The sequence below is a fragment of the Methylobacterium ajmalii genome (assembly GCF_036448855.1).
GTDB lineage: Bacteria > Pseudomonadota > Alphaproteobacteria > Rhizobiales > Beijerinckiaceae > Methylobacterium > Methylobacterium ajmalii.
This window is the reverse complement of record NZ_JAZFXT010000046.1, coordinates 38,957-60,652: the sequence shown is the minus strand read 5'-3', so window position 1 is coordinate 60,652 and position 21,696 is coordinate 38,957. Positions and strand designations below refer to the sequence as shown.

The 21,696-nt window shown below is 71.8% G+C and carries 19 protein-coding genes; 8 read left to right on the top strand and 11 right to left on the bottom strand.

Annotation, left to right across the window (positions count from 1 at the left end):
* The first annotated feature begins 159 nt into the window (after positions 1-159).
* Positions 160-1,131, top strand: coding sequence for an L-threonylcarbamoyladenylate synthase (locus tag V3T34_RS19695; protein WP_407942735.1), 972 nt, complete (start codon positions 160-162; stop codon positions 1,129-1,131).
* Positions 1,132-1,276: 145 nt separating this feature from the next.
* On the opposite strand, the gene wrbA is transcribed toward V3T34_RS19695, so the two are convergent.
* Entirely contained in the window at positions 1,277-1,876 is a 600-nt protein-coding gene (wrbA, locus tag V3T34_RS19690; protein WP_305077604.1) for an NAD(P)H:quinone oxidoreductase, read from the bottom strand.
* 117 nt (positions 1,877-1,993) lie between these two features.
* On the opposite strand from wrbA, the gene V3T34_RS19685 reads away from it, so the two are divergent.
* On the top strand, positions 1,994-2,887 hold the full coding sequence (locus V3T34_RS19685) for a LysR family transcriptional regulator (protein ID WP_244537577.1): 894 nt from the start codon (positions 1,994-1,996) through the stop codon (positions 2,885-2,887).
* A gap of 31 nt (positions 2,888-2,918) precedes the next feature.
* On the opposite strand, the gene V3T34_RS19680 is transcribed toward V3T34_RS19685, so the two are convergent.
* From V3T34_RS19680 to V3T34_RS19640, 9 genes are all read right to left on the bottom strand, one after another.
* Positions 2,919-4,499, bottom strand: a complete 1,581-nt coding sequence (locus V3T34_RS19680) for a SpoVR family protein (protein ID WP_305077605.1) — start codon at positions 4,497-4,499, stop codon at positions 2,919-2,921.
* Between the two features lie 103 nt (positions 4,500-4,602).
* The gene (locus tag V3T34_RS19675; protein WP_060846374.1) at positions 4,603-5,919 is read right to left on the bottom strand and encodes a YeaH/YhbH family protein; all 1,317 of its coding nucleotides are present in this window, start codon (positions 5,917-5,919) and stop codon (positions 4,603-4,605) included.
* Between the two features lie 120 nt (positions 5,920-6,039).
* Positions 6,040-7,992: a PrkA family serine protein kinase gene (locus V3T34_RS19670; protein ID WP_091886628.1), complete on the bottom strand. Its 1,953-nt coding sequence runs from the start codon at positions 7,990-7,992 to the stop codon at positions 6,040-6,042.
* A gap of 346 nt (positions 7,993-8,338) precedes the next feature.
* The gene (locus V3T34_RS19665) at positions 8,339-8,806 is read right to left on the bottom strand and encodes a 4-aminobutyrate aminotransferase (protein ID WP_175539959.1); all 468 of its coding nucleotides are present in this window, start codon (positions 8,804-8,806) and stop codon (positions 8,339-8,341) included.
* A gap of 245 nt (positions 8,807-9,051) precedes the next feature.
* The gene (locus tag V3T34_RS19660) at positions 9,052-9,504 is read right to left on the bottom strand and encodes a hypothetical protein (protein WP_060846377.1); all 453 of its coding nucleotides are present in this window, start codon (positions 9,502-9,504) and stop codon (positions 9,052-9,054) included.
* A 124-nt stretch (positions 9,505-9,628) separates the two neighbouring features.
* Positions 9,629-10,561, bottom strand: a complete 933-nt coding sequence (locus V3T34_RS19655; protein WP_305077606.1) for a glutathione S-transferase family protein — start codon at positions 10,559-10,561, stop codon at positions 9,629-9,631.
* A 32-nt stretch (positions 10,562-10,593) separates the two neighbouring features.
* A complete protein-coding gene (locus tag V3T34_RS19650) occupies positions 10,594-11,010 on the bottom strand; it encodes an ester cyclase (protein WP_305077607.1) in 417 nt (138 codons plus the stop codon).
* A gap of 244 nt (positions 11,011-11,254) precedes the next feature.
* Positions 11,255-11,977 carry an aspartate/glutamate racemase family protein gene (locus tag V3T34_RS19645; protein WP_305077608.1) on the bottom strand — a complete coding sequence of 241 codons (723 nt, stop codon included), beginning with the start codon at positions 11,975-11,977 and terminating at the stop codon, positions 11,255-11,257.
* A 36-nt stretch (positions 11,978-12,013) separates the two neighbouring features.
* Entirely contained in the window at positions 12,014-12,787 is a 774-nt protein-coding gene (locus tag V3T34_RS19640; protein ID WP_060846381.1) for a ferredoxin--NADP reductase, read from the bottom strand.
* Positions 12,788-13,329: 542 nt separating this feature from the next.
* Between V3T34_RS19640 and V3T34_RS19635 the strand changes: the two genes are divergently transcribed.
* A complete protein-coding gene (locus V3T34_RS19635) occupies positions 13,330-14,148 on the top strand; it encodes a PIG-L deacetylase family protein (protein ID WP_305077609.1) in 819 nt (272 codons plus the stop codon).
* A gap of 19 nt (positions 14,149-14,167) precedes the next feature.
* On the opposite strand, the gene V3T34_RS19630 is transcribed toward V3T34_RS19635, so the two are convergent.
* Positions 14,168-14,317 (bottom strand): hypothetical protein, encoded by a 150-nt coding sequence (locus V3T34_RS19630; RefSeq protein ID WP_167543903.1) that lies wholly within the window; start codon positions 14,315-14,317, stop codon positions 14,168-14,170.
* Between the two features lie 376 nt (positions 14,318-14,693).
* Between V3T34_RS19630 and V3T34_RS19625 the strand changes: the two genes are divergently transcribed.
* The 5 genes from V3T34_RS19625 to V3T34_RS19605 all read left to right on the top strand — a co-directional run bounded on the left by V3T34_RS19625 (position 14,694) and on the right by V3T34_RS19605 (position 21,696).
* Positions 14,694-15,317 carry a PRC-barrel domain-containing protein gene (locus V3T34_RS19625; RefSeq protein ID WP_305077610.1) on the top strand — a complete coding sequence of 208 codons (624 nt, stop codon included), beginning with the start codon at positions 14,694-14,696 and terminating at the stop codon, positions 15,315-15,317.
* Entirely contained in the window at positions 15,314-15,814 is a 501-nt protein-coding gene (locus tag V3T34_RS19620; protein WP_305077611.1) for a GNAT family N-acetyltransferase, read from the top strand. Before V3T34_RS19625 ends, V3T34_RS19620 begins: the two co-directional genes overlap by 4 nt.
* A gap of 244 nt (positions 15,815-16,058) precedes the next feature.
* Positions 16,059-16,718 carry a cytochrome c3 family protein gene (locus V3T34_RS19615; protein WP_200601509.1) on the top strand — a complete coding sequence of 220 codons (660 nt, stop codon included), beginning with the start codon at positions 16,059-16,061 and terminating at the stop codon, positions 16,716-16,718.
* A complete protein-coding gene (locus V3T34_RS19610) occupies positions 16,715-19,705 on the top strand; it encodes a TAT-variant-translocated molybdopterin oxidoreductase (RefSeq protein ID WP_305077612.1) in 2,991 nt (996 codons plus the stop codon). Before V3T34_RS19615 ends, V3T34_RS19610 begins: the two co-directional genes overlap by 4 nt.
* Positions 19,702-21,696: a quinol:electron acceptor oxidoreductase subunit ActD gene (locus V3T34_RS19605; protein WP_305077613.1), complete on the top strand. Its 1,995-nt coding sequence runs from the start codon at positions 19,702-19,704 to the stop codon at positions 21,694-21,696. The genes V3T34_RS19610 and V3T34_RS19605 overlap by 4 nt, the downstream gene beginning before the upstream one ends.

Below are 21,696 nucleotides of genomic sequence, written 5' to 3'. Positions count from 1 at the left end.
GCTCCTCCCCGGGGAGCGGATCGGGCGGTCGGCCTCGGGAATGCCCGCCGCACGGGACCCCCGGGTGCCGCCCTTTGGATTTGACGTGCGGCCGCCGCCGACGCTACGGCCGGAGGCATGGTGACAGACAGTTTAGACGTGAACGATGATCGCGGGTCAATGGCGACCCGCCGCCTGGCCGCCGATGCCGCGGGCATCGCCGAGGCCGGCGCCCTGCTGCGGGCGGGCGGGCTCGTCGCGATCCCGACCGAGACCGTCTACGGGCTGGGCGCCGATGCCGGCGACCCCAAGGCGGTGGCGGCGATCTACGCCGCCAAGGAGCGGCCGCGGTTCAACCCGCTGATCGCCCACCTGCCCGACCTCGCGGCGGCGCGGCGCGAAGGCGCGTTCGGCCCCGACGCCCTGGCCCTCGCGCAGGCGTTCTGGCCCGGGCCGCTGACCCTGGTGGTCCCGGCGGCCGCGGGTGGGCGCGTCTGCGACCTCGCCCGGGCGGGGCTGCCCAGCGTGGCGTTGCGGGTGCCGGGAAGCGCGCTCGCTCGCGCCGTGCTGGCGGCGGCGGGCTGCCCGGTGGCGGCACCCTCGGCCAACCGCTCGGGACGGGTGAGCCCGACCGAGGCCGCCCACGTGCTCGGCGACCTCGACGGCCGGATCGCCGCGATCCTCGACGGCGGCGCCTGCCCGGTCGGGGTCGAATCGACCATCGTCGCCTGCCTCGACGGCCCGCCCGTGCTGCTGCGCCCGGGCGGCGTGCCGCGCGCGAGCATCGAAGCCGTGCTCGGCCGGCCCCTCGCCCTGCCGTCGGCGCCGGCCGGCTCGGCGCCGGTCTCGCCCGGGCTCCTCGCCTCGCACTACGCGCCGCGGGCGGCGATGCGCCTCGACGCGACGGAGATCCTGTCCGGCGAGGCCGCGCTGCTGTTCGGGCCGGCAGCCCCGGACGGGCTCGACCGGGCGCTCCTGTCGCTCAACCTCAGCCCGGCCGGCGACCTCGCGGAGGCGGCCTCCCACCTCTTCGGCTACCTGCGCCGGCTCGACGCCGCCGGTCCCGCGGTGATCGCGGTGGCGCCGATCCCCGCGGACGGCCTCGGTGAGGCGATCCGCGACCGCCTCGGCCGCGCCGCGGCGCCGCGCTGACGGCGCCCTAAAAAATTCGCATCGGCCGCGGAACCGATCCCCCGGCCGACGCGTTGAAGGGGTCTAGAAGGTCACTCAAGCCCCCATCGACCTTCCGCCTCGAAGCCCGGACCCGTCCGGGCTTTTTCTTTGGCCGGGTCGGTGCTCAGCCGGCCAGCTTCGCGGCGATGCCGGCGACGTGGCGGCCCTGGAAGCGGGCGCCCTGCAGCTCGACCGCGCTCGGCTGGCGACTGCCATCGCCGCCCGCGATGGTGGAGGCGCCGTAGGGCGAGTTGCCCATCACCTCGTCGGTGCCGAGCTGGCCCTGGAAGCTGTAGGGCAGGCCGACCACCACCATGCCCTGATGCAGCAGGACGGTGTGGACGCTGAGGATCGTCGATTCCTGGCCGCCATGCTGGGAGGCCGTCGAGGTGAAGACCGACCCGACCTTGCCGATCAGCGCGCCCTTGGCCCACAGGCCGCCGGTCTGATCGATGAAGTTCTTCATCTGCGAGGCCATGTTGCCGAAGCGGGTCGGCGTGCCGATGACGATCGCGTCGTAGCCCGGCAGCTCGTCCACGGTGGCGATCGGCGCCGCCTGGTCGAGCTTGAAATGCGCGTTGCGGGCGACCTCTTCCGGCACCAGCTCGGGCACCCGCTTGACCGCCACCTCGGCGCCCGCCTCCCGGGCGCCCTCGGCCACCGCCTGCGCCATCTGCTCGATATGGCCGTAGGTCGAATAGTAGAGGACCAGAACCTTCGCCATCGCGTGATCTCCCAAGGTCGCCTTGAACGTCGGCGGACCATCGCGGATCGTGGGCGCGAACGAAATGCCCTATGCTGCAAGCCCGCGCTTGCAGGCGCGCAAGGTCGGGAGATTCCCGTGACCGCTCCCCTCGCCTGGGACGACTTTCGGCTGGTGAAGGCCATCTCCGATCAGCGCGGCCTGACCCAGGCCGCCGAGCGGCTCGGCATCAACCATTCCACCGCCTTCCGGCGGCTCGGCCAGATCGAGGCATCGCTGCGCACGCCGCTGTTCGAGCGCCACCGCACCGGGTACGTGCCGACGCCGGCGGCCGAGGAGATGGTGCGGATCGCCGCCCGGATGGAGGAGGATGTGCTCGCCTTCACCCGGCGGATCGAGAGCTGCGGCCTCACGCCGGCCGGCGAGCTGCGGGTCACCACCGCGGCTTCGCTGCTGACCGGGCTCCTGACGCCGATCCTCGCGGAGTTCTGCGCCCGCTGCCCGGAGGTGCGCCTCGACGTGGTGGTGTCCGAGCAGGCGCTCAACCTCGCCAAGCGCGACGCCGACGTGGCGTTGCGCGCCACCAACGACCCTCCCGACACCCTGGTCGGCCGGCGCCTCGCCACCATCGCCTGGGCGCTCTACGGCCGGGCCGACCTCGACAGGAGTGTGCCGCTCGACGCCCAGCGCTGGGTCTCGCCCGCGCCCCGCCTCGGCGCCGCGGCGGCCGCCCGCTACGTCCAGGAGCGCACGGCGCCCGAGCGGGTGATCCTGCGCCTCGACACCGTGCAGGGGCTGGCCGACGCGGTCGAATCCGGCATCGGGATCGGCCCCCTGCCCTGCGTCATCGGCGATCCCCGGCCCGGCCTCGTGCGGCTCTCCGAACCCGAGCCCGAGCTGGCGGCCGGCCTGTGGCTCCTCACCCATCCGGACCTGCGCCGCGCCGCGCGGGTGCGCGCCTTCCTGGACTTCGTCGGCGACGCCCTCACCCGGCAGCGCGACCTGATCGAGGGCGGCCGGCCGGGCGGCTGAAGGGGATGGCCCGGCCGGCCTCCGGCTGCGATCAGAAGAAGGTCGGGCGCGCGCTCGCGGTATGCTCCTTCAGCACCGCGCCGGTCGTGGTGTCGACCTCCTTCATCAGCACGTCGTAGCCCCAGAGGTCGGCGAGGTGCTGCAGCACCCGGTTCGCGTCGTCCTTGTTGAGCAGCACGCGGTTGAGCACCTTGTGGTGCAGGATCAGCTTGCGGTCGCCCTCCAGGTCGACGTCGACCACCTCGATGTCGGGATCGAGCCAGGCGACGTCGTATTGCCGCGCGAAGGCCCGCCGCAGCTTGCGGTAGCCGCGTTCGTCGTGGATCGCCTCGACGCGGAGTTCCGGCTTGTCGGGATCGTCGGTGACGTGGAACAGCCGCAGCTGGCGCATCAGCCGCGGGCTGAGGAACTGCGCGATGAAGCTCTCGTCGCGGTAGTTCGCCCAGACGTCGCGCAGGACCCCCATCGCATCGCCGCTGCCGGCGATGTCGGGGAACCAGGCCCGGTCCTCCTCGGTCGGCTCGGTGCAGATGCGGGCGATGTCCGTCATCATGGCAAAGCCGATGGCGTAGGGGTTGTGGCCGCCGTAGCTCCGGTCGTCGTAGTTCGGCTGGCGGATGACGTTGGTGTGCGACTGCAGGAACTCGAGGTAGGCCGCCTCGTCGATCTGCCCGGTCTCGGACAGCCGGGTCATGATCCGGTAGTGGTTGTAGGTGGCGCAGCCCTCGTTCATCACCTTGGTCTGGCGCTGGGGATAGAAATACTGCGCCACGTGGCGGACGATGCGCAGGATCTCGCGCTGCCAGGGCTGGAGCCGCGGCGCCGCCTTCTCCAGGAAGTACAGGATGTTCTCCTGCGGCAATTCCAGGAGCGCCCGGCGCCGCTCGGCGTTCGGGTCCGGCTTGCCGGTCGGGCTCTTGGCCGGCAGGGTGCGCCAGAGGTCGTTGTACATCCGCTCCTGGTGCTCCTGCCGCTCGCGCTCGCGGCGCTGCTCGGAGGAGAGGTCGGGGCGCTTCTTGCGCGGGTAGCGGTGGACGCCCTGGTTCATCAGGGCGTGGGCGGCGTCCAGCACCGATTCGACGGCGGCGTGGCCGTAGCGCTCCTCGCACCGGGTGATGAAGGTCTTGGCGAAGTCCAGGTAGTCGAGGATGCCCTCGGCGTCGGTCCACTGCCGGAAGAGGTAGTTGTTCTTGAAGAAGTGATTGTGGCCGAAGGCGGCGTGGGCGATGACCAGCGTCTGCATCGTCGCCGTGTTCTCCTCCATGATGTAGGAGATGCACGGATCGGAGTTGATGACGATCTCGTAGGCCAGCCCCATCAGGCCGCGGCGGTAGCCGGCCTCGTGCTGGGCGAAGTGCTTGCCGAACGACCAGTGCTTGTAGAACAACGGCATGCCGATCGACGCATAGGCGTCGAGCATCTGCTCCGCGGTGATGATCTCGATCTGGTTGGGATACCAGCTCAGGCCCAGTTCCGGCCCGGCGATCGCCTCGCAGGCGTCGTGGATGCGCCGGATGGTGTCGAAGTCCCAGTCGTTGCCGGTGAAGAGCGGGGCGGTCCTGGCGATGACGGCCGGGCTCGCGGGCCGCGTGCCGAAGGTGGCGGAACTCATCGGGCGTCGAACCTCCCGGTACCTGAAACCATCCCGCGGCGGGATGCGGATCGTCGTTCAAGCGGGCGCGGCCCGGGGCTGGGCCGCGCCGTCGTCACGGCCGTCAGGGCGTCGCCGTCTCCTGGCCGGCCTTGTTGCGCGAAAAGAGCTCGCGGAAGACCGGATAGATGTCGCGGCGGTGGTTGACCTTGCGCATGGCCAGCACCGAGTTGGTCTTCGCCACCGGCTCGTAGGTGCGCCACAGCGTGGTGCGGTGCTCGACGAAGCCCGCCCGCGGCCCGCCCTCGTCGCCGACCTCCAGGTAGGCGAAGTACTGGCAGGCCGGCAGGATCGCCGAGCGCAGCAGGTCCTGCGAGGTCGCGCCGTCGCTCGACACGTTGTCTCCGTCCGACGCCTGGGCGGCGTAGATGTTCCAGTCGTCCGGGCTGTAGCGCTCGGCGATGATCCGCTTCATCTCGACCAGCGCCGAGGAGACCAGCGTGCCGCCGGTCTCGCGCGAGCCGAAGAACGTCTCCTCGTCGACCTCCTTGGCGTGGTCGGTGTGGCGGATGAAGACGATCTCGACGTGCTTGTAGCGCCGGGTCAGGAAGATGTGCAGCAGGATGTAGAACCTTTTGGCGAGGTCCTTCATGTGCTCGGTCATCGAGCCCGAGACGTCCATCAGGCAGAACATCACCGCCTGGGCGACGGGCCGCGGATACGGCTCGAAGCGCCGGTAGCGCAGGTCGATCGGGTCGACGTAGGGGATGCGCTGCGAGCGGGTGCGCAGGCGCTCCAGCTCCGCCCGCAGCTCGTCGAGGATCGCGGCGTCGGGCTCGCTCTCCTCGAGCGCCCGGATCTCCTCCTCCAAGGTCGCCGTCTCGGCCGCCTTCGGCCGCTTGAGGGCGATGCGCCGCGACAGCGAGTTGCGCAGGGTCCGCCCGATCGAGAGGTTGGCGGGCGAGCCGGACACGGTGTAGCCGGCCCGCCGCAGGGTCGCGGTCTCGACCACCGCGAGGCGGCGCTTGGCGAGGTCGGGCAGTTCGAGGTCCTCGAGGAAGAGCTCCAGGAACTCCTCGCGGGTCAGCACGAAGCGGAACGAATCCTCGCCGTCCGCCCCGCCGTCGCCGGCCTCGCCACTGCCTCCCCCTCCCCCGCCGCCCCCCGGCGGGCGCTCGATCAGGTCGCCCTCGATGTAGGTCTTGTTGCCAGGAAGGATGTGGTCCTGAACCCCGGTCGAGGGGTTGCGGGTGAATTTCGGCTCCCGCACGCCGTCCACCGGAACGGTGACGTGACCGTCCTTGCCGAGATCCTTGATGTCCTTCTCCCGGGCCGCCTCGCGCACGGCGCGCTGGGCCACGTCGCGGACCCGGCGCAGGAAACGCTGCCGGTTCGCCAGGCTCTTGCCGCCGGGATTGAGGCGTCGATCGATGATGTGCATCCGCTTCGCGCTCTCCGATCACGCCATCCTGTCGTTTCCGGCTCGGTCCCGCTACGGCGAGCGGGTGATCCGAGGGAGTGGGACCCGCGGGCCCGATGCCGCCCGCGGATCCGTCCGGGCTCAGCCCGCTTGCTTGACGCGCATGTACCACTCGACGAGGCGCCGGACCTGGCGCTCGGTGTAGCCACGGTCCTTCATCCGCTCGACGAACTCGCCGTGCTTCTTCTCGGTCTCGCTGTCCTTCTTCGAGCCGAAGGAGATCACCGGCAAGAGCTCCTCGACCTGGCTGAACATCCGCCGCTCGATCACCTCGCGGATCTTCTCGTAGGAGGTCCAGGACGGGTTGCGCCCGCCGTGCTGGGCCCGCGAGCGCAGGGCGAACTTCACCACCTCGTTGCGGAAGTCCTTCGGGTTGGCGATGCCCGCCGGCTTCTCGATCTTGGTCAGCTCCTGGTTCAGCAGCTCGCGGTTGAGCAGCTGCCCGGTCTCCGGGTCCTTGAAGTCCTGGTCCTCGATCCAGGCGTCGGCGTAGTCGATGTAGCGGTCGAACAGGTTCTGGCCGTAATCGTGGTACGATTCGAGGTAGGCCTTCTGGATCTCGTGTCCAATGAACTCGGCGTAGCGCGGCGCCAGCTCGCCCTTGATGAATTCGAGGTAGCGCTTCTCGGTCTCGGGCGGCAGCTGCTCGCGGCGCAGCGACTGCTCGAGGACGTACATCAGGTGGACCGGGTCGGCCGAGACCTCGGTGGTGTCGTGGTTGAAGGTGGCGGCCATCACCTTGAAGGCGAAGCGGGTCGAGATCCCGTCCATGCCCTCGTCGACGCCGGCGGTGTCCTTGTATTCCTGCATCGAGCGGGCGCGGGGATCGACCTCGCGCAGGGACTCGCCGTCATAGACCCGCATCTTGGAGAAGACGTTCGAGTTCGCGTGCTCGCGCAGGCGCGAGAGCACCGAGAACCGGGCCAGCATCTCCAGGGTGCCGGGCGCGCAGCGGGCGGAGGCGAGTTCGGAGCCCGAGACCAGCTTCTCGTAGATCCGCTGCTCCTCGGTCACCCGCAGGCAGTACGGCACCTTGATGACGTAGATGCGGTCGATGAAGGCTTCGTTGTTCTTGTTGGTCTTGAAGCTCTGCCACTCGGCCTCGTTCGAGTGGGCGAGGATGATGCCGGTGAACGGAATCGCGCCGATATTCTCGGTGCCGACGTAGTTGCCCTCCTGCGTCGCGGTGAGCAGGGGATGCAGCATCTTGATCGGCGCCTTGAACATCTCGACGAATTCGAGGATGCCCTGGTTCGCCCGGTTGAGGCCGCCCGAATAGGAATAGGCGTCGGGATCGGCCTGGCTCAGGGTCTCGAGCTTGCGGATGTCGACCTTGCCGACGAGGGACGAGATGTCCTGGTTGTTCTCGTCGCCCGGCTCGGTCTTGGCGATGCCGATCTGGCGCAGGCGCGACGGGTTGACCTTGACGACCCGGAACTTCGAGAGGTCGCCGCCGAACTCGTCGAGGCGCTTCAGGCACCACGGGCTCATCAACCCGGTCAGGCGCCGGCGGGGCACGCCGTAGCGCTCCTCCAGCATCGGCCCCATCGTCTCGGGGTCGAACAGCACCAGCGGGCTCTCGAAGACCGGGCTCATCTCGTTGCCGGCCTTGAGCACGTAGATCGGGTGCACCTCCATCAGGGCCTTGAGCCGCTCGGCCAGCGACGACTTGCCGCCACCCACCGGCCCGAGCAGGTAGAGGATCTGCTTGCGCTCCTCCAACCCCTGCGCGGCATGGCGGAAGAACGAGACGATGCGCTCGATCGTCTCCTCCATGCCGTAGAATTCGGAGAAGGCAGGATAGGTGCGAATGGTCCGGTTCATGAAGATCCGGCCCAGGCGCTGGTCGCGCGCTGTGTCGATGAACTCGGGTTTGCCGATCGCATCGAGGATACGCTCGGGCGCACTCGCGTACATCAAGGGGTTGTCACGGCAGGCTTCGAGATACTCGGAGAGTGTCATCTCGGAGTCCCGGCGGGACTCGTAGCTGCGTGCGAAAGTTTGAAAGAGGTCGCTCGCTGACGGCATTGGCATTCCGGACCCTCACGACATCGCCAGGATCATCCTGTCCCGCCTCGGATGCAATCGATATCCCCATGTTTGTCGCAGCGCGGCGACGCAGGGAGGGGTGCGGAGGCGGCGGGAACGCTGTATGCAGGCCGGCTGCGGGCAAGGCGCCGGCCCTGACGAACGGGAAAGTCGCAAGCCTGCCAATGCGAAAGCCGGGCATCGGCCGGGCCTGTGCCGTAAAGGACACGCCTGTTCCAGTTTTTCCACACCCCCCGAGGCGCCGTCGGGCGCTCCGCGGGACGTGAGGGGAACGCCGCCCGCGCGGGCGACGTTCCGGATTCGTTTCGGCTCCTCGGCGCGGGGCCGGTCGTCAGAGGTCGGTGGTGTCCTTTTTGGCGCCGTCCTTGGCCCCGTCCTTCGGCGCATCCTTGCCGCCCACCGTCAGCTTGATCGTCTGGGTGCTGACGTTGCCGTCGGTGCCCTTGATCTCGACCGTGACCTCGTCGGTGCCGGTGAAGCCGGCCTTGCTCTCGTAGAACAGGGCCTGGACGTTGGCGTCGGCGTTCGGGCAGCGGTAGGTGGCGGGGGTCTTCACCTTGCCGGCGCGCTGGATCAGGGCGCCGTTCTTCGGCGGGCTCGTCACCTTCAGTTCGGGCTGGGGCCCGAGCGAGCAATCCTTCTTCAGGTTGGGCACCATCACCAGGCGGACCTGCTTGCCGGAGGCGACGGAGTGCTCGCGGACCTTGGCGGCTTGCGCCAATGCGGGGCCGGCAGCCAGCACGGGCCCTGCGGCCATCAGGACGACGAGCGCCAGGGTCGGGCGGAAGGGGCTGGTCATGGGCTCTCAAGCTCTCCGAGGGATGTGCCGGCCGCATGTGGGGAGCGGGCCGGTCGCCGTCGAGGCCCGCCGGGCGGGTTCCGCGAAGGAAACCGCCCTCCGGACGGAAACACGCCCGAAACCTGCGCCGCCAGTGCCGGAGCCTCAGTGCAGGACCAGCATCACGAACAGGTTGAACAACCCGAGCAGGGCCACGCCGCCGAGCCAGATCCAGTAGCCCCGTCCCTCGACCGGATAGTCGCCGATCATCCCGTCCCCTCCTCGGATCCGTCGCCCGTCGCGGCCTGGAGCACCGCCAGGGTCGCGCCGGTCACCCGGGCGATCTGCGCCGGGGTGAACTCTCCGGCAAGGGCCGAGGCGAGGCCGCGCTCGATCCTCGCGCGTTCGCCCGCATCGCCGATCGGGTCGGACGGGATGTCGCTCTCGCGCAGGCGGCAGGCGTCGCGAATCGTGTCGGAGGCCTGTTTCAACACCCGGCGCTGGTCCGGCGTCATGTCCCAGAGCGGGTTGCGCAGCCGCGCGATCACCCGCTTGGCGTCGCGGTAGTCGCGGTCGACCACCGGTATCGCCTCGATCTGGCTCACCAGCAGGACGAGTTCGAGGATGTCCGCCGTCGCCTCCGGGCAGGTACGCACGACGCGCATCAGCCGGGTGATCAGCTCGGTGGTCGGGGAAGCCTGGCGGCGAGGGTCGGCCATGGCCGCGTAACGCGGCGCCGGCCGTTCGGTTCTGTCACGAACGAGAAAAAGACCGGGGGCCGCCCGCATGGACGCAAGCGGGTCGGTTCCGGGATGTCCGCCGGCTCCGCCCCGCCCGTTCCGATCAGCCCTTCGCGATCGTGAACCCGGCCCGCGGGAAGTGCAGGTGCAGCGCCCCCACCCGGGCCTCGTCGCGGCGGATGACGATGCGGCCCGCATCGACCGCGACGAGCCGTCCCTCCACCGGCACGCGGGCGAAGTCGTCCGGCGTCACCGTCACGGTGTCGCCGGGGGCGGCCGCGATCAGCGCCGGCACCGCGTTCACCGGCTCGACCGGGGCGGGCTCGGCGTCGCGCGCGGCGTCGAGCGCCGCCTCGGCGCTCATTGGCACCGGACGGCCGTGCCCGAAGCTCGCGACCCGCTCGATCCACCCTTGGAGCGGGGACAACCCGAGCAGCCCGTCGACCGCGCCGGCCCGCTCGCCGCCGCGCATCAGCCAGAGCAGGTGGTAATGCGCGAGGTCCACGGCGCCGGCCCGGTCCCCGCCGAGGAAGCGGCGCCCGTCCGACAAGGCCTCGGCGAGCCACCCGGTCCAGGCCGCGACCCGCTGGGCGTTGCGGGGGAAATCCGGCTCCATCGCCGCGTGGCCGATGTCGACGTAGAGGTAATCGTCCTTGCGGTCGCGCAGGAAGGGTGCGGGCAGGTCGCCGGCGAAATGCACCGTGACGCCGATTGCCGCGAGCCAGAGATCGCGCTCCAGGCCGAAGGACAGGCCCTCGGCGAGCGCCGGCGCGAGGCCCGGATACAGGCTCGGCTCCGGGTGCAGCCGCTCGAGGGCGGGCAGGATCGCGTGGGTGTCGCAGTAGATGTCGGCCCCGACCTGCAGCACCGGCACGCGCCGATAGCCGCCGGTGAGCGGATCGAGCAGCGGGCGCGGCGGCATCATCGCGATGTCGACCGAGCCCCAGTGGAGGCCCTTCAGGCCGAGGGCGAGGCGGACTTTTTCCGCGTAGGGCGAGAAGGCGTAGTGGTGCAGGACGATCTGCGGCGCGGACATGCGGAATCTCCCGGCGGGCGGCGTGGAGAGGATCAGGCCGGGAGGGCGCCGACCTGCTTCATGAGCCCGAGATTGTCGAGCAGCGCCCAATGCTCGACCAGGCGCCCGTCGACGATGCGAAACAGGTCCATCACGGCGATGTCGATCGCGTGGCCGCTGGGAGCCAGCCCCATCAGGTCGCCGGTATGGCGCCCCTGGAAGCGCAGCCGCACCAGCACCTTGTCGCCCTCGGCGATCACCTCGTCGATCGGCAGGGCCATCCCGGTGACGCCGCCATGCAGCACCTCGCCGAGCCGGCGCACGCCCTCGGGGCCGCGCACCGCGAAATCGAGGCCGGGATCGTGGCGGACGAAGTCGGGGGCGATGTGGCGCTGCCACCAGGCCTCGTCGCGGGCGAGGAAGGCGGCGAAATAGGAGCGCGCCAGATCCTTGTTAGCATCGGTCGACATCGGGTCCTCCCTGGAGGTGCGAGGCTTCGCGGATCTACTGCGTCGCTATTTATTTGTGCGCAACCTGTCAGGTCGGAGGGCGTTTGGCAACGGGCTGCCGGTCGTCGGACGCGCCGTCTTTCCGCACTGGAGCACTTCACGATCGCGTTGCAATCGCGAAGCTCTCTAAGACTTTGTTTTGGCGCATTTTCTGCGACGAACCGGTTTCCGTTTCGTCGGAAAATGCTCTAGCGCGCCCTACCCCTCAGCCTTCGGCGCGCAGCATCCGCGCCAGTTCGTCCGACAGCCCGACGCTCTCGGTCGCGGGCAGCACCGGCCGCGCCCCGGCGAGGCCCGCGGCGGCGATCACCGCCCGCGCCCCGGCCTCGACCGAGCAGATCACCGGGACGGCGACCCGGGGCTGCACCCGCTCGGCGAGGCCGGCCAGCGCCGCGCCGCCGAGCACCACGACGTCGGCGCCGTCGATCTCGGCGCAGTCGCGGCAGGCGGCGGCCAGGCGGTCGAGGGCGGCATCGGGGTTCCGGGCGATCTCGCCGCCGGTGGGCGCCACGGTGCGGATGCCGGCGAGGCGCTCGGTGAGGCCGAGCATCGCGACGAACTCGGTCAGCATCGGCTTCCAAAGGACGCCGCCGGTGACGATGCCGATGCGCCGCTCCCGGGTGCAGGCGAGGTGGAGCGCCCCCTCCGCCATGCCGATGACGGGCACCGGCGAGACTTCCTTGAGGGCGAGCAGTCCCGGATCGCCGAAGCAGGCGAGGTAGACCGCGTCGCACCCTGTGACGTTCGCGGCGAGCGCGTCGAGGGCGGCATGCCCGGCAATGGCCGCGGCGGCGCGGCTCGCGATGTAGCGGGCGCCGAACCGCCCGGTCGCCGTCACGATCTCGGCCGCGACCAGGCGCCGGACATGCGCCGCCGCCTGCTCGGTCACGGACGGCGTGGTGTTGGGGTTGATCAGCAGGATGCGCAACGGTCGGTCTCCCGGCGCATCCCGCGTAGCACGCCGCTACTTCTCGACGAAGGCCTTCTCGATGACGTAGTGGCCGGCCTCGCCGTGGTTGCCCTCGACGTAGCCGGCCTCCGACAGGAGGTCGCGGGTGTCGCGGATCATGTCGGGGCTGCCGCAGAGCATGAAGCGGTCGGCCTCCTTCGTCATCGTCGGCAGGCCGATATCGGAGAAGAGCTTGCCCGAGGTCATCAGGTCGGTGATGCGGCCGCGGTTGCGGAACGGCTCGCGCGTGACGGTTGGGTAGTAGATCAGCTGGTCGCGGACCATCTCGCCGATCAGCTCGTGCTGGGGCAGCGTCTCGGTGATCGTCTCGCCGTAGGCCAGCTCCTGGACCTGGCGGCAGCCATGGACCAGGATCACCTTCTCGAAGCGCTCGTAGGTCTCCGGGTCCTTGATGATCGCAAGGAACGGCGCCAGGCCGGTGCCGGTGCCGAGCAGGTAGAGGTGGCGGCCGGGCATCAGGTTGTCGAGCACCAGGGTGCCGGTGGCCTTGCGGCTGACCACGATCGGGTCGCCGACCTTGAGGTGCTGCAGCTTCGAGGTGAGCGGGCCGTTCGGCACCTTGATGGAGAAGAACTCCAGCTCGTCCTCGTAGTTGGCGCTCACCACGCTGTAGGCGCGCAGGAGCGGCTTGCCCTCGCCCTTGAGGCCGATCATCGTGAACTCGCCGTTGCGGAAGCGGAACGACGGGTCGCGGGTGGTGCGGAAGCTGAAGAGCGAATCCGTCCAGTGATGGACGGCCAGAACGCGCTCCTCGTTGAAGTTGCTCATCGTGCCAGGGATCCTGCGGTCTTTCCGACGGTGTCGCGTCTCGCGGTCGACGCGCGTCGCGGTTTGGGATGGGTCATCTCGCAGGTGCGGCAGTGCCGTCAAGGCGTCGCCGCACAAGCGGGGTCTGCGTGACCGTCACGCCGCAGGGATAACCGGCTGTTCTTCGGAATGCTTTGCGGCGCGACCCCGCCTCCGGTGCGTCAGGCGTCGCGGTGAACGGTCGGGGCTGCGCCGGGCCCTGGGCCTGCGCCCGTGCTTGGCTTAATCAGGATCGCGCGCCCCGGCGAGGCGGCGGCCTGGATCCGGCGGCCCGGGGGCGACGTCTCCCCGGTCCGATGCCGGTGGCGGCCTCGACCGGACGACGGAGCCCCTGGCGGAGTTCGACATGACCGTGACCTTCTGCTCCAACCCTCGGTACCGGGGCCTCGCCCCCCGCCCCGCCCGGCCGCCGCGGGCGGAGACGGTCTCCGCCATGGTGCGGCGCGATGCCGGGATGGTCCGGCGCGGTCCGGCCCGCGGGCCGCGACCGGCGATCTGATCCGATGACGGCCATCGCCCCGACCTCGCCGGCCGCCGAGCACGTCCTAGCCGCCCTGGCGCACCCGGCCTGCGGGCCCGTTCCGGCCGAGGCCGCCGCCCTGGTAGTCGCGCACCCGGACGACGAGAGCATCGGCTGCGGCGCGCAGCTGCCGCGCCTGACCGGGCTCACCGTGGTCCACGTCACCGACGGCGCGCCCCGGGGCCGCGTCCGGCCCGGTTTCCCCGACGCCGCCGCCTACGCGGCCGCCCGGGCGCGGGAACTCGACGCGGCGCTGACGCTCGCCGGCATCGCGCCGGAGCGGCGCGTCGCCCTCGGTTATCCCGACGGCGAGGTCGCCGGGGCGATCGCGGCGCTCGCCCGCCGCCTGGCCGCGCTGTTCACGGCACGCGGCATCACGCTGGCGCTGACCCACGCCTACGAGGGCGGCCACCCGGACCATGACGCGGTGGCGCTGGCGGTGGCGGGTGCCCGCCGGATCCTCGGGCCCGAGCGCCTCTCGGTGATCGAGATGACGTTTCGCCATGCCGGCCTCGACGGGCCCGAGCCCGGCGGCTTCCTGCCGACGGAGCCGCCGCGGCGCTCGATCGCGCTCCACCTCGATCCGGAGGATTGCGCCTTCAAGGCCGCCTTGTTCGCGGCCCATGCGAGTCAGGCCGAGGCCCTGAACCGCTATCCCATCGCCCTCGAACGCTTCCGCGAGGCGCCCGACCACGCCTTCGACATCCTGCCGAACGGCGGGCGCCTGCTCTACGGAGCGGAGGGGCTGGACGGGGCGCGGTTCCGGGAACTGGCGACGGCGGCCGCCAGAGACATCGGGTGATGGGAAATCGGGCGAGGCGTCAGTGCCCGGCGCCCGCCGGCATGGCACGGTAGAAGGCGACCACGTCGCGGTAATCCTGGTCGACCGGCGTGACCGGTACTGCGACGCGCAGGGACAGTCCGGCGAGGCCGGCGAGCAGGGCGAGGACGAGGCAGGCGCGCAGCGACATGACGGGCCGGTGCCAGAAACGCCGGCCCGCGTAAAGCGGGCGAGCCGGAAACGGGTACGGCCGGGCCGGTCGACGGTATGCGGCGGAGCGAGGGGGCGGAGCTCAACCGAAGATCGCGACCGGCCCGGCCGCATGTCCATCAACCTACCGGACGAGTGATGAATGTCAATAATCGTCACTCGCCATCGCCCGACCGCCGGCAGGCGGTGTGCGCCAGCGCACAAAGGTCCCGGGAACGCTGGCTTCCCGCCCGGTCCGTTGGGTGGCGGGACTGCGCGAGGGGGCGGCACTCCACGGTGAACCGTCACGCTCCCGCCCCGTTGAGCCTGCGAGCCCAGACTTCTTTTCGCGCCGCGACCTCCCGGAGACCTTATCCATGCCCGTCCGCCGCCTCGCGCCCCTGATCGCCCTTCCGTTCGTCGCGGTGCTGGCCCTCCCGGTCCTCGCCCAGCAGCCGGCGCCCGAGGCGGCCGGCTTCCTGACCCGGCCCGAGCCCGGCAGCGTACGGGCCTCGAAGCTCGTCGGCGTCAAGGTGATCGGCCAGGACCACGTCCGGGTCGGCGAGATCGAGGACGTGCTGCTGTCCCAGGACGGGCGGGTGCGCGCGGTGGTGATCGGCGTCGGCGGCTTCCTCGGCATCGGTCAGAAATCCGTCGCCGTGCCGTTCGACGTGCTGGCCTGGAACACCGGCCGCGCCGCGGCGGAGGCGGCGCCGTCCCACACCACGCCGGACCGGACGCCGGGGGAGGCCGTCGCGCGGAGCGCCGGACCGCAAACCATGCCGGGCGCCAAGGTGACCGACCAGGCGCTGGCCGCCGTCCCGGCCAAGCGCAGCGGCACGGTCGACGACGCCACCGGCACCGTCGCGGCGCCCGAACCCCGCGGCCGCGCGACCGTGCTGGCGACCGGGCCCGACGCCACGGTGGCGGAAGCCGAGATCCGGCTGACCAAGGCCCAGCTCCAGGCCGCGCCGGAATTCCGGTACGAGGCCGCCCGTTGAGTGTACAGGCGCCGCGCTGGCGTGCGATGCGGGTCTCGGACCTTCCGGCGGCCTCGGCGGTCGCGGCCCGCGTCCATCCGGGCTACCCGGAGGACGATGCGGTGATGGCCGAGCGCCTGCGCCTGTGCCCGGAGGGCTGCCTCGCCCTCGCCGGGCCGGGCGACCTCCCGGTCGGCTACGCCGTCGGGCATCCCTGGCGGTCGGGCTCGGTGCCCGACCTCGACACGCTGCTCGGCGCCCTGCCGGTGGCCGCGGGAGCCTGGTGCATCCACGACGTGGCGCTGCTGCCGGAGGCGCGCGGGCACGGGGCGGCCGGGGAGGTCGTCGGACTGATGCTCGGCGAGGCCGCGCGGCGCGGCCTGCCCGAAGCGGTGCTGGTCGCGGTCGGCGATGCCGCCGGCTTCTGGCAACGGCACGGCTTCCGACCGGTCCCGATCGCGGCGCCGGCGGGCTACGGCGCCGGCGCGACCGTGATGGTGCGATCCCTGGCGCCGTGAGGCGAGGCCCCGGCGACACGGCCTTCGGTTTTCCGACGCCATGCTGTCGCAGCGCGGCGTCGATCGTCCGGGCGCCCCTGGCCGCTGCCCGACCGCGCGCCACCTAGCCTAGCATCGTTCCGAACAGGGCGGCCAGGGTATGACGAGGACGGCGTGCGGAGCGTGATTCCCGCCTTGAAGCGAACGATCCCGCAGAGCCGTCCGCCGCTGCGGGCGGTGCGCGGCGCGGGCAGGTCCTGACGCCATGCGCCAGCTCTTCGCCCCGGGTGCCGACGCCCTCCTGCGCCTCGCGCTCCTCACCGCGGCCGCCTGCCTTGCCGGCATCCCGGTGGTCGGGGCGGGACTGGTGCGCTCCTCCTACGTCACCGGCGTCGGGGTGGCGCCGGACCAGCCGGTGCCGTTCAGCCACAAGCACCATTCGGGCGAGCTGAAGATCGATTGCCGCTACTGCCACACCACCGTGGAGACGCAGGCGACCGCCGGGATCCCGCCGACCGAGACCTGCATGACCTGCCACTCCCAGATCTGGTCGGGCTCGGAAATGCTGGAGCCGGTCCGGGCGAGCTATGCCAAGGACCAGCCCCTGGTCTGGAACCGCCTGAACAAGCTGCCCGGCTACGTCTACTACAACCACTCGGTCCACGTGACCAACGGCATCGGCTGCTCGACCTGCCACGGCAGCGTCACCGACATGCAGCTCACCTACCGGGCCAACGCGTTCGAGATGAGCTTCTGCCTCGATTGCCACCGCAATCCCGAGAAATACGTGCGGCCGAAGGACCAGATCCTCAACATGACCTGGAGCCCGCCGGCCAACCAGGCCACGCTCGGGCCGGAACTCGTGGCCCAGTACCATATCCGGGGCGGCGAGCGCCTGACCGAATGCGGGATCTGCCACCGATGACGCACGACATCGGCGCGCTGCGCGCCCGCCTCGCCGCCGGCGACGGCCCGGCCTTCTGGCGCAGCCTTGACGCGGTGGCGGATTCGCCCGAGTTCCGCACCTTCCTCGACACCGAGTACCCGGCGGCCGCGCGGCTCGCCGTCGCACCCGACCGGCGCGGCTTCCTGAAGCTGATGGCCGCCTCCTTCGCGATGAGCGGGCTTGCCGCCTGCGGCCAGCCGGACGGGCGCAGCCAGGAGATCCCCTATGTCCGCCAGCCCGAGCGGGTCGTCCCGGGGGCACCCCTCGCCTACGCCTCGGCGGCGCTCGTCGACGGATTCGCCAACGGCATCACGGTCACCACCCGCAACGGCCGGCCGCTCAAGATCGAGGGCAATGCCGAGCATCCCTGGAGCCGCGGCGGCACCGACGTGTTCGCGCAAGCATCGGTGCTCGGGCTCTACGATCCGTTCCGGCTCCAGACCCCGCAGCATCTCGGCCGGCCGAGCTCCTGGCCGGCCTTCCGCGCGGCGATGACCGGGCGCTTCGCCGCGCTGAAGGCCACCGCGGGAGGGCGTGGCCTGCACCTCGTCACCGGGCCGGTCACCTCCCCGTCGCTCGCCGCGCAGATCGCCGCGATGCGCCGGGACTTCCCGGCGATGCGCTGGCACGTCTCGGCCCCGACCGGGCGCGACGCGCTCTACGAGGGCGCGCGCCGCGCCCTCGGCCGCCCGCTCGAGACCCGCTGGCGCTTCGATCGCGCGCGGGTCGTCGTGTCCCTCGACGGCGACGTGCTCGATCCCGGGCCCGGCCAGGTCGGACAGGCGCGGGACTGGGTCGAGGCCCGCCGCAAGGCCGCCGCCGAGGGGCGCCTGCTCGCCCTCCACCATGCCGGGCCGAGCCCGAACCTGACCTCGGCCAAGGCCGAGTCGCCGCTCGCGATCGGCTCGGACGGCCTGTCCGCCCTCGTGCGCGACCTCCTGGCGGAGGCCGGCGGCGGCACGGCGGCGGATCGCGGCGGCCCCGCGGCGGCCTGGCGCGCGCGCGCCTTCGCGGCGCTGGACGCGGCGCGGGGCAGCGGGCTCGTCCTCGCCGGCGCCCAGGCCGGGCCGGACCTGCTGGCCCAGGTCCACCGCCTCAACGCGGCGCTCGGCAATACCGGCCGTACCGTGTTCCACACCGCGCCGGTGCCGGTCCTCGACGCCGAGCCCCTCGACGCGCTCGCCGAGGCGATGCGCCGGGGCGAGGTGCAGCTCCTGGTGATGCTCGACGTCAACCCGGTCTACGAGGCGCCGGGCGATCTCGGCTTCCTGGAGGCCCTCGCCCGGGTGCCGCTCAAGGTCCATGCCGGCCTCTACCAGGACGAGACCGCCTTCCACTGCGACTGGAACCTGCCGCTCGCCCACCCGCTCGAGGCCTGGGGCGACGCCCGCTCCCTCGACGGGACGGTGACGCCGATCCAGCCGACGATCCGTCCGCTCTACGACGGCCGCTCGGTGCCGGAGATCCTGTCGATCCTGACCGACGCGGAGGCCAAGGACGGCGCCGCCCTGTTCGACGCCCACTGGCGTTCCCCGGGCGAGGCGGACGCCGCCTGGACGGCCCGCCGCGAGGCCGTGCTCCAGGCCGGCTTCTTTGCCGACACCGCGCTCGCCCCCGAGACGGTCGGCGCTCCCCTGCCCGCCGCCGCCGCGGCGTCCGCCCGGCCCGCGCCCTCGCCGGCCGGGCCCGCCCGCCGGGTCGAGGTCGTGTTCCGGCCCGACGCGACGGTCTGGGACGGCAGCCTCGCCAACCTCGCCTGGCTGCAGGAGCTTCCCAAGCCCCTGACCAAGGTGGTGTGGGGCAACGTGATCGCGGTGAGCCCGGGCCTCGCCGAGCGGGAGGAGCTGCGCCAGGGCGACGTGGTGACGCTCGAGGCCGAGGGCCGGCGGATCGAGGGGCCGGTCTGGATCCAGCCCGGCCAGGCCGAGGACGCCGTCACGGTCTCCCTCGGCTACGGCCGCCGGGTTCCCGAGCAGCTTGCCGACGGCCTCGGCTACGACGCCTACCCCCTGCGCCGCAGCGCCAGCCCCTGGCGCCTCGCCGAGGCGACGCTGGCGAAGACCGGCCGCAAGGCGCCGCCGGTGACGACCCAGAACCACGGCACGATGGAGGGGCACGACCTCGTGCGGGTGCAGGCGGTGGGCGCGGCGACCCCGGTCGCCTCCCGCGAGGCCCTGCCCTCGCTCTACCCCCCGGCGCCGACCTCGCCCGGCGGGCGCTACGACCGCGAGCGCGCCTGGGGCATGGTGATCGACCTCGACGCCTGCATCGGCTGCAACGCCTGCGTCACCGCCTGCCAGTCCGAGAACAATATCCCGGTCGTCGGCAAGGAGGAGGTGGCGCTGGGGCGCTGGCTGCACTGGCTGCGGATCGACCGCTACTACGAGGGCGGGCTCGAGGATCCGAAGACCCACTTCATGCCGGTGCCGTGCATGCATTGCGAGCAGGCGCCCTGCGAGGTCGGCTGCCCGGTGGAGGCCACCGTCCATGACCGCGAGGGGCTGAACCTCATGGTCTACAACCGCTGCGTCGGCACCCGGGCCTGCTCGAGCTACTGCCCCTACAAGGTCCGGCGCTTCAACTACCTCGACTATTCCGGCGACACCGCGCCGGTGCAGCAGCAGCAGCGCAACCCCGAGGTCACGGTCCGGGCCCGCGGGGTGATGGAGAAATGCACCTACTGCGTGCAGCGCATCGCCGCCGCGCGCATCGATTCGACGCGCGGCGACCATGCGCCGATCCCCGACGGCGCCGTCGTCACCGCCTGCCAGGGCGCCTGCCCGACCCGGGCGATCACCTTCGGCGACCTGCGCGATTCCGGCAGCCGCGTCGCCGCGGCGGCGGCCGACCCGCGCAATTACGGCCTCCTCGCCGAGCTCAACACCAAACCCCGCACCACCTACCTCGCCCGGCTGGTCGAGGCGGCCTCGGCGACCGGCGCGGCAAAGCCCGGAGGCGCCCCGTGAGCGGCACCCTCTCCCCCCGGGCCGGCCTGCTCGGCGCCGAGGAGGACTTCGCCTCGATCGGCCGCGCCGTCGCGTGCGCCCCGGCGCGCGCCCGCTCGCGGGCGTGGTGGATCGCCTTCGCGGGGGCGTGCGGCCTCCTCGGCGTGTTCGCGGCCGCCCTCGCCTGGCTCCTCCTCAACGGCGTCGGGATCTGGCACAACAACAACCCGGTCGTCTGGGCGCTCGACATCGTCGCCTACGACTGGTGGATCGGCATCGCCTGCGGGGCGCTCCTCACCTCCGCCATCCTGCGGCTCGCCGGGGCGGCCTGGCGCTCCGGCATCGACCGGATCGCCGAGACGACTGCGATGCTGGCCGCGGCGGCCGCCGCCCTCTACCCGATCATCCATCTCGGGCGGCCCTGGGTGTTCTACTGGACCCTGCCCTACCCGAACACCCTGGCGCTGTGGCCGCAATTCCGCTCTCCGCTGGTCTGGGACGCCATCGACATCGTCAGCTTCCTCGGGGTCTGCCTCGGCCTGTGGTATGTCGGGCTCCTGCCCGACTTCGCGGTCCTGCGCGACCGCGCCTTCGAGGCGGCCCGGGCGGAAGGGCGCGCCGCCGACGAGGGCAGCGGCCGGCGCCGGCGCCGGACGATGCTGCGGGCGCAGATCTACGGCATCCTGGCGCTCGGCTGGCGCGGCGCGGCGACCCATTGGGAGCGCTGGGTGCTGGCCACCCGCACGCTGTCGGCGCTCGCCGTCGTCCTCGTGGTGGCGCTCCAGACCGGGGCCTCGGTGATGCTCGCCGGCACGGTGCTGCCGGGCTGGCACGACACCCTCCTGCCGGTGACCTTCCTGGCCGCCTCGCTGCTTTCCGGCGTCGGCGTCACGGCGGCGCTCGCGGTGCTGGTGCGCCGCGCCCTCCATCTCGAGGCGCTGATCACCGAACGGCACCTCGACCTGATGGCGCGGCTGATGCTGGGGCTCGGCCTCGTCTCGGCCTATTGCTACGGCACCGAGATCGTCTCGAGCCTCCTGCACGGCGACGCCTTCGACCGCTCGGTGCTGGTGCGCCGCCTCGCCGGCCCGCATGCCTGGGCGTTCTGGCTCATCGTCGTCTTCGCCCTGCTGCCGGTGCAGCTGTTCTGGCGCGCCGCGCTGCGCCGCTCCGGCCTCGTCGTCGCGCTGGTCGGCATCGCCGCGGCGATCGGCAGCTTCGGCGACCACTTCATGCTGCTGATCGTCACCCTCAGCCACGACTTCCTGCCGTCCTCCGCCCATCCCTATTCGATGGGCGTGTGGGGCATCGCGACGCTTCTCGGCAGCGTCGGCCTGTTCCTGGCGCTGCTGCTCCTCGGCTTGCGCACGCTGCCGATGGTCTCGATCACCGAGACGCGGCGCTTCGCCGAGAGCCACGCCGGCGGGCGCGCCAGCGGCGAGCGGGCGCCGACCGCGGCCGAGACGGACGACGCGCCGCTCTGGGGCGTCAGCGCCGAGTTCGCGCAGGCCGGCGACCTTGCCGCCGCCGTCGAGGCCCTGAAGGACCGCGACCTCGGGGCGCGGATCGAGACCTACGGCCCCGTGCCGATGGCGCGGGTCGCGCGCGCGTTGGGCCACCCGGCCGGCATCCTGCCGCTCCTCGCCCTTGGGGCGGCGCTGGCGGGCGGCCTCGCCTTCATGGCGATGTGCCTCTACGCCAGCGGCATCGACTACGTGTTCGACGTCGGCGGCCGGCCGCGCTTCTCGTGGCAGTCCTTCATGGTGCCGAGCGTGTCGTTCGGCACCCTCTGCGGCGGGCTCGCCACCGTGCTGGCGCTGCTGTTCCAGAACCGCCTGCCGCGCCTCAACCATCCGGCCTTCGCGATCCCGGGCTTCGCCCGGGCGAGCGAGGACCGCTTCTTCCTCGCCCTCGAAGCCGCCGGCCCCCGCTTCGATCCGGCCCGGATCGAGGGCGCGCTGGCGCGCCTGCCGCAGGGGCGGCCGCTGATGGTCCGGAGGGTGCCGCTGTGA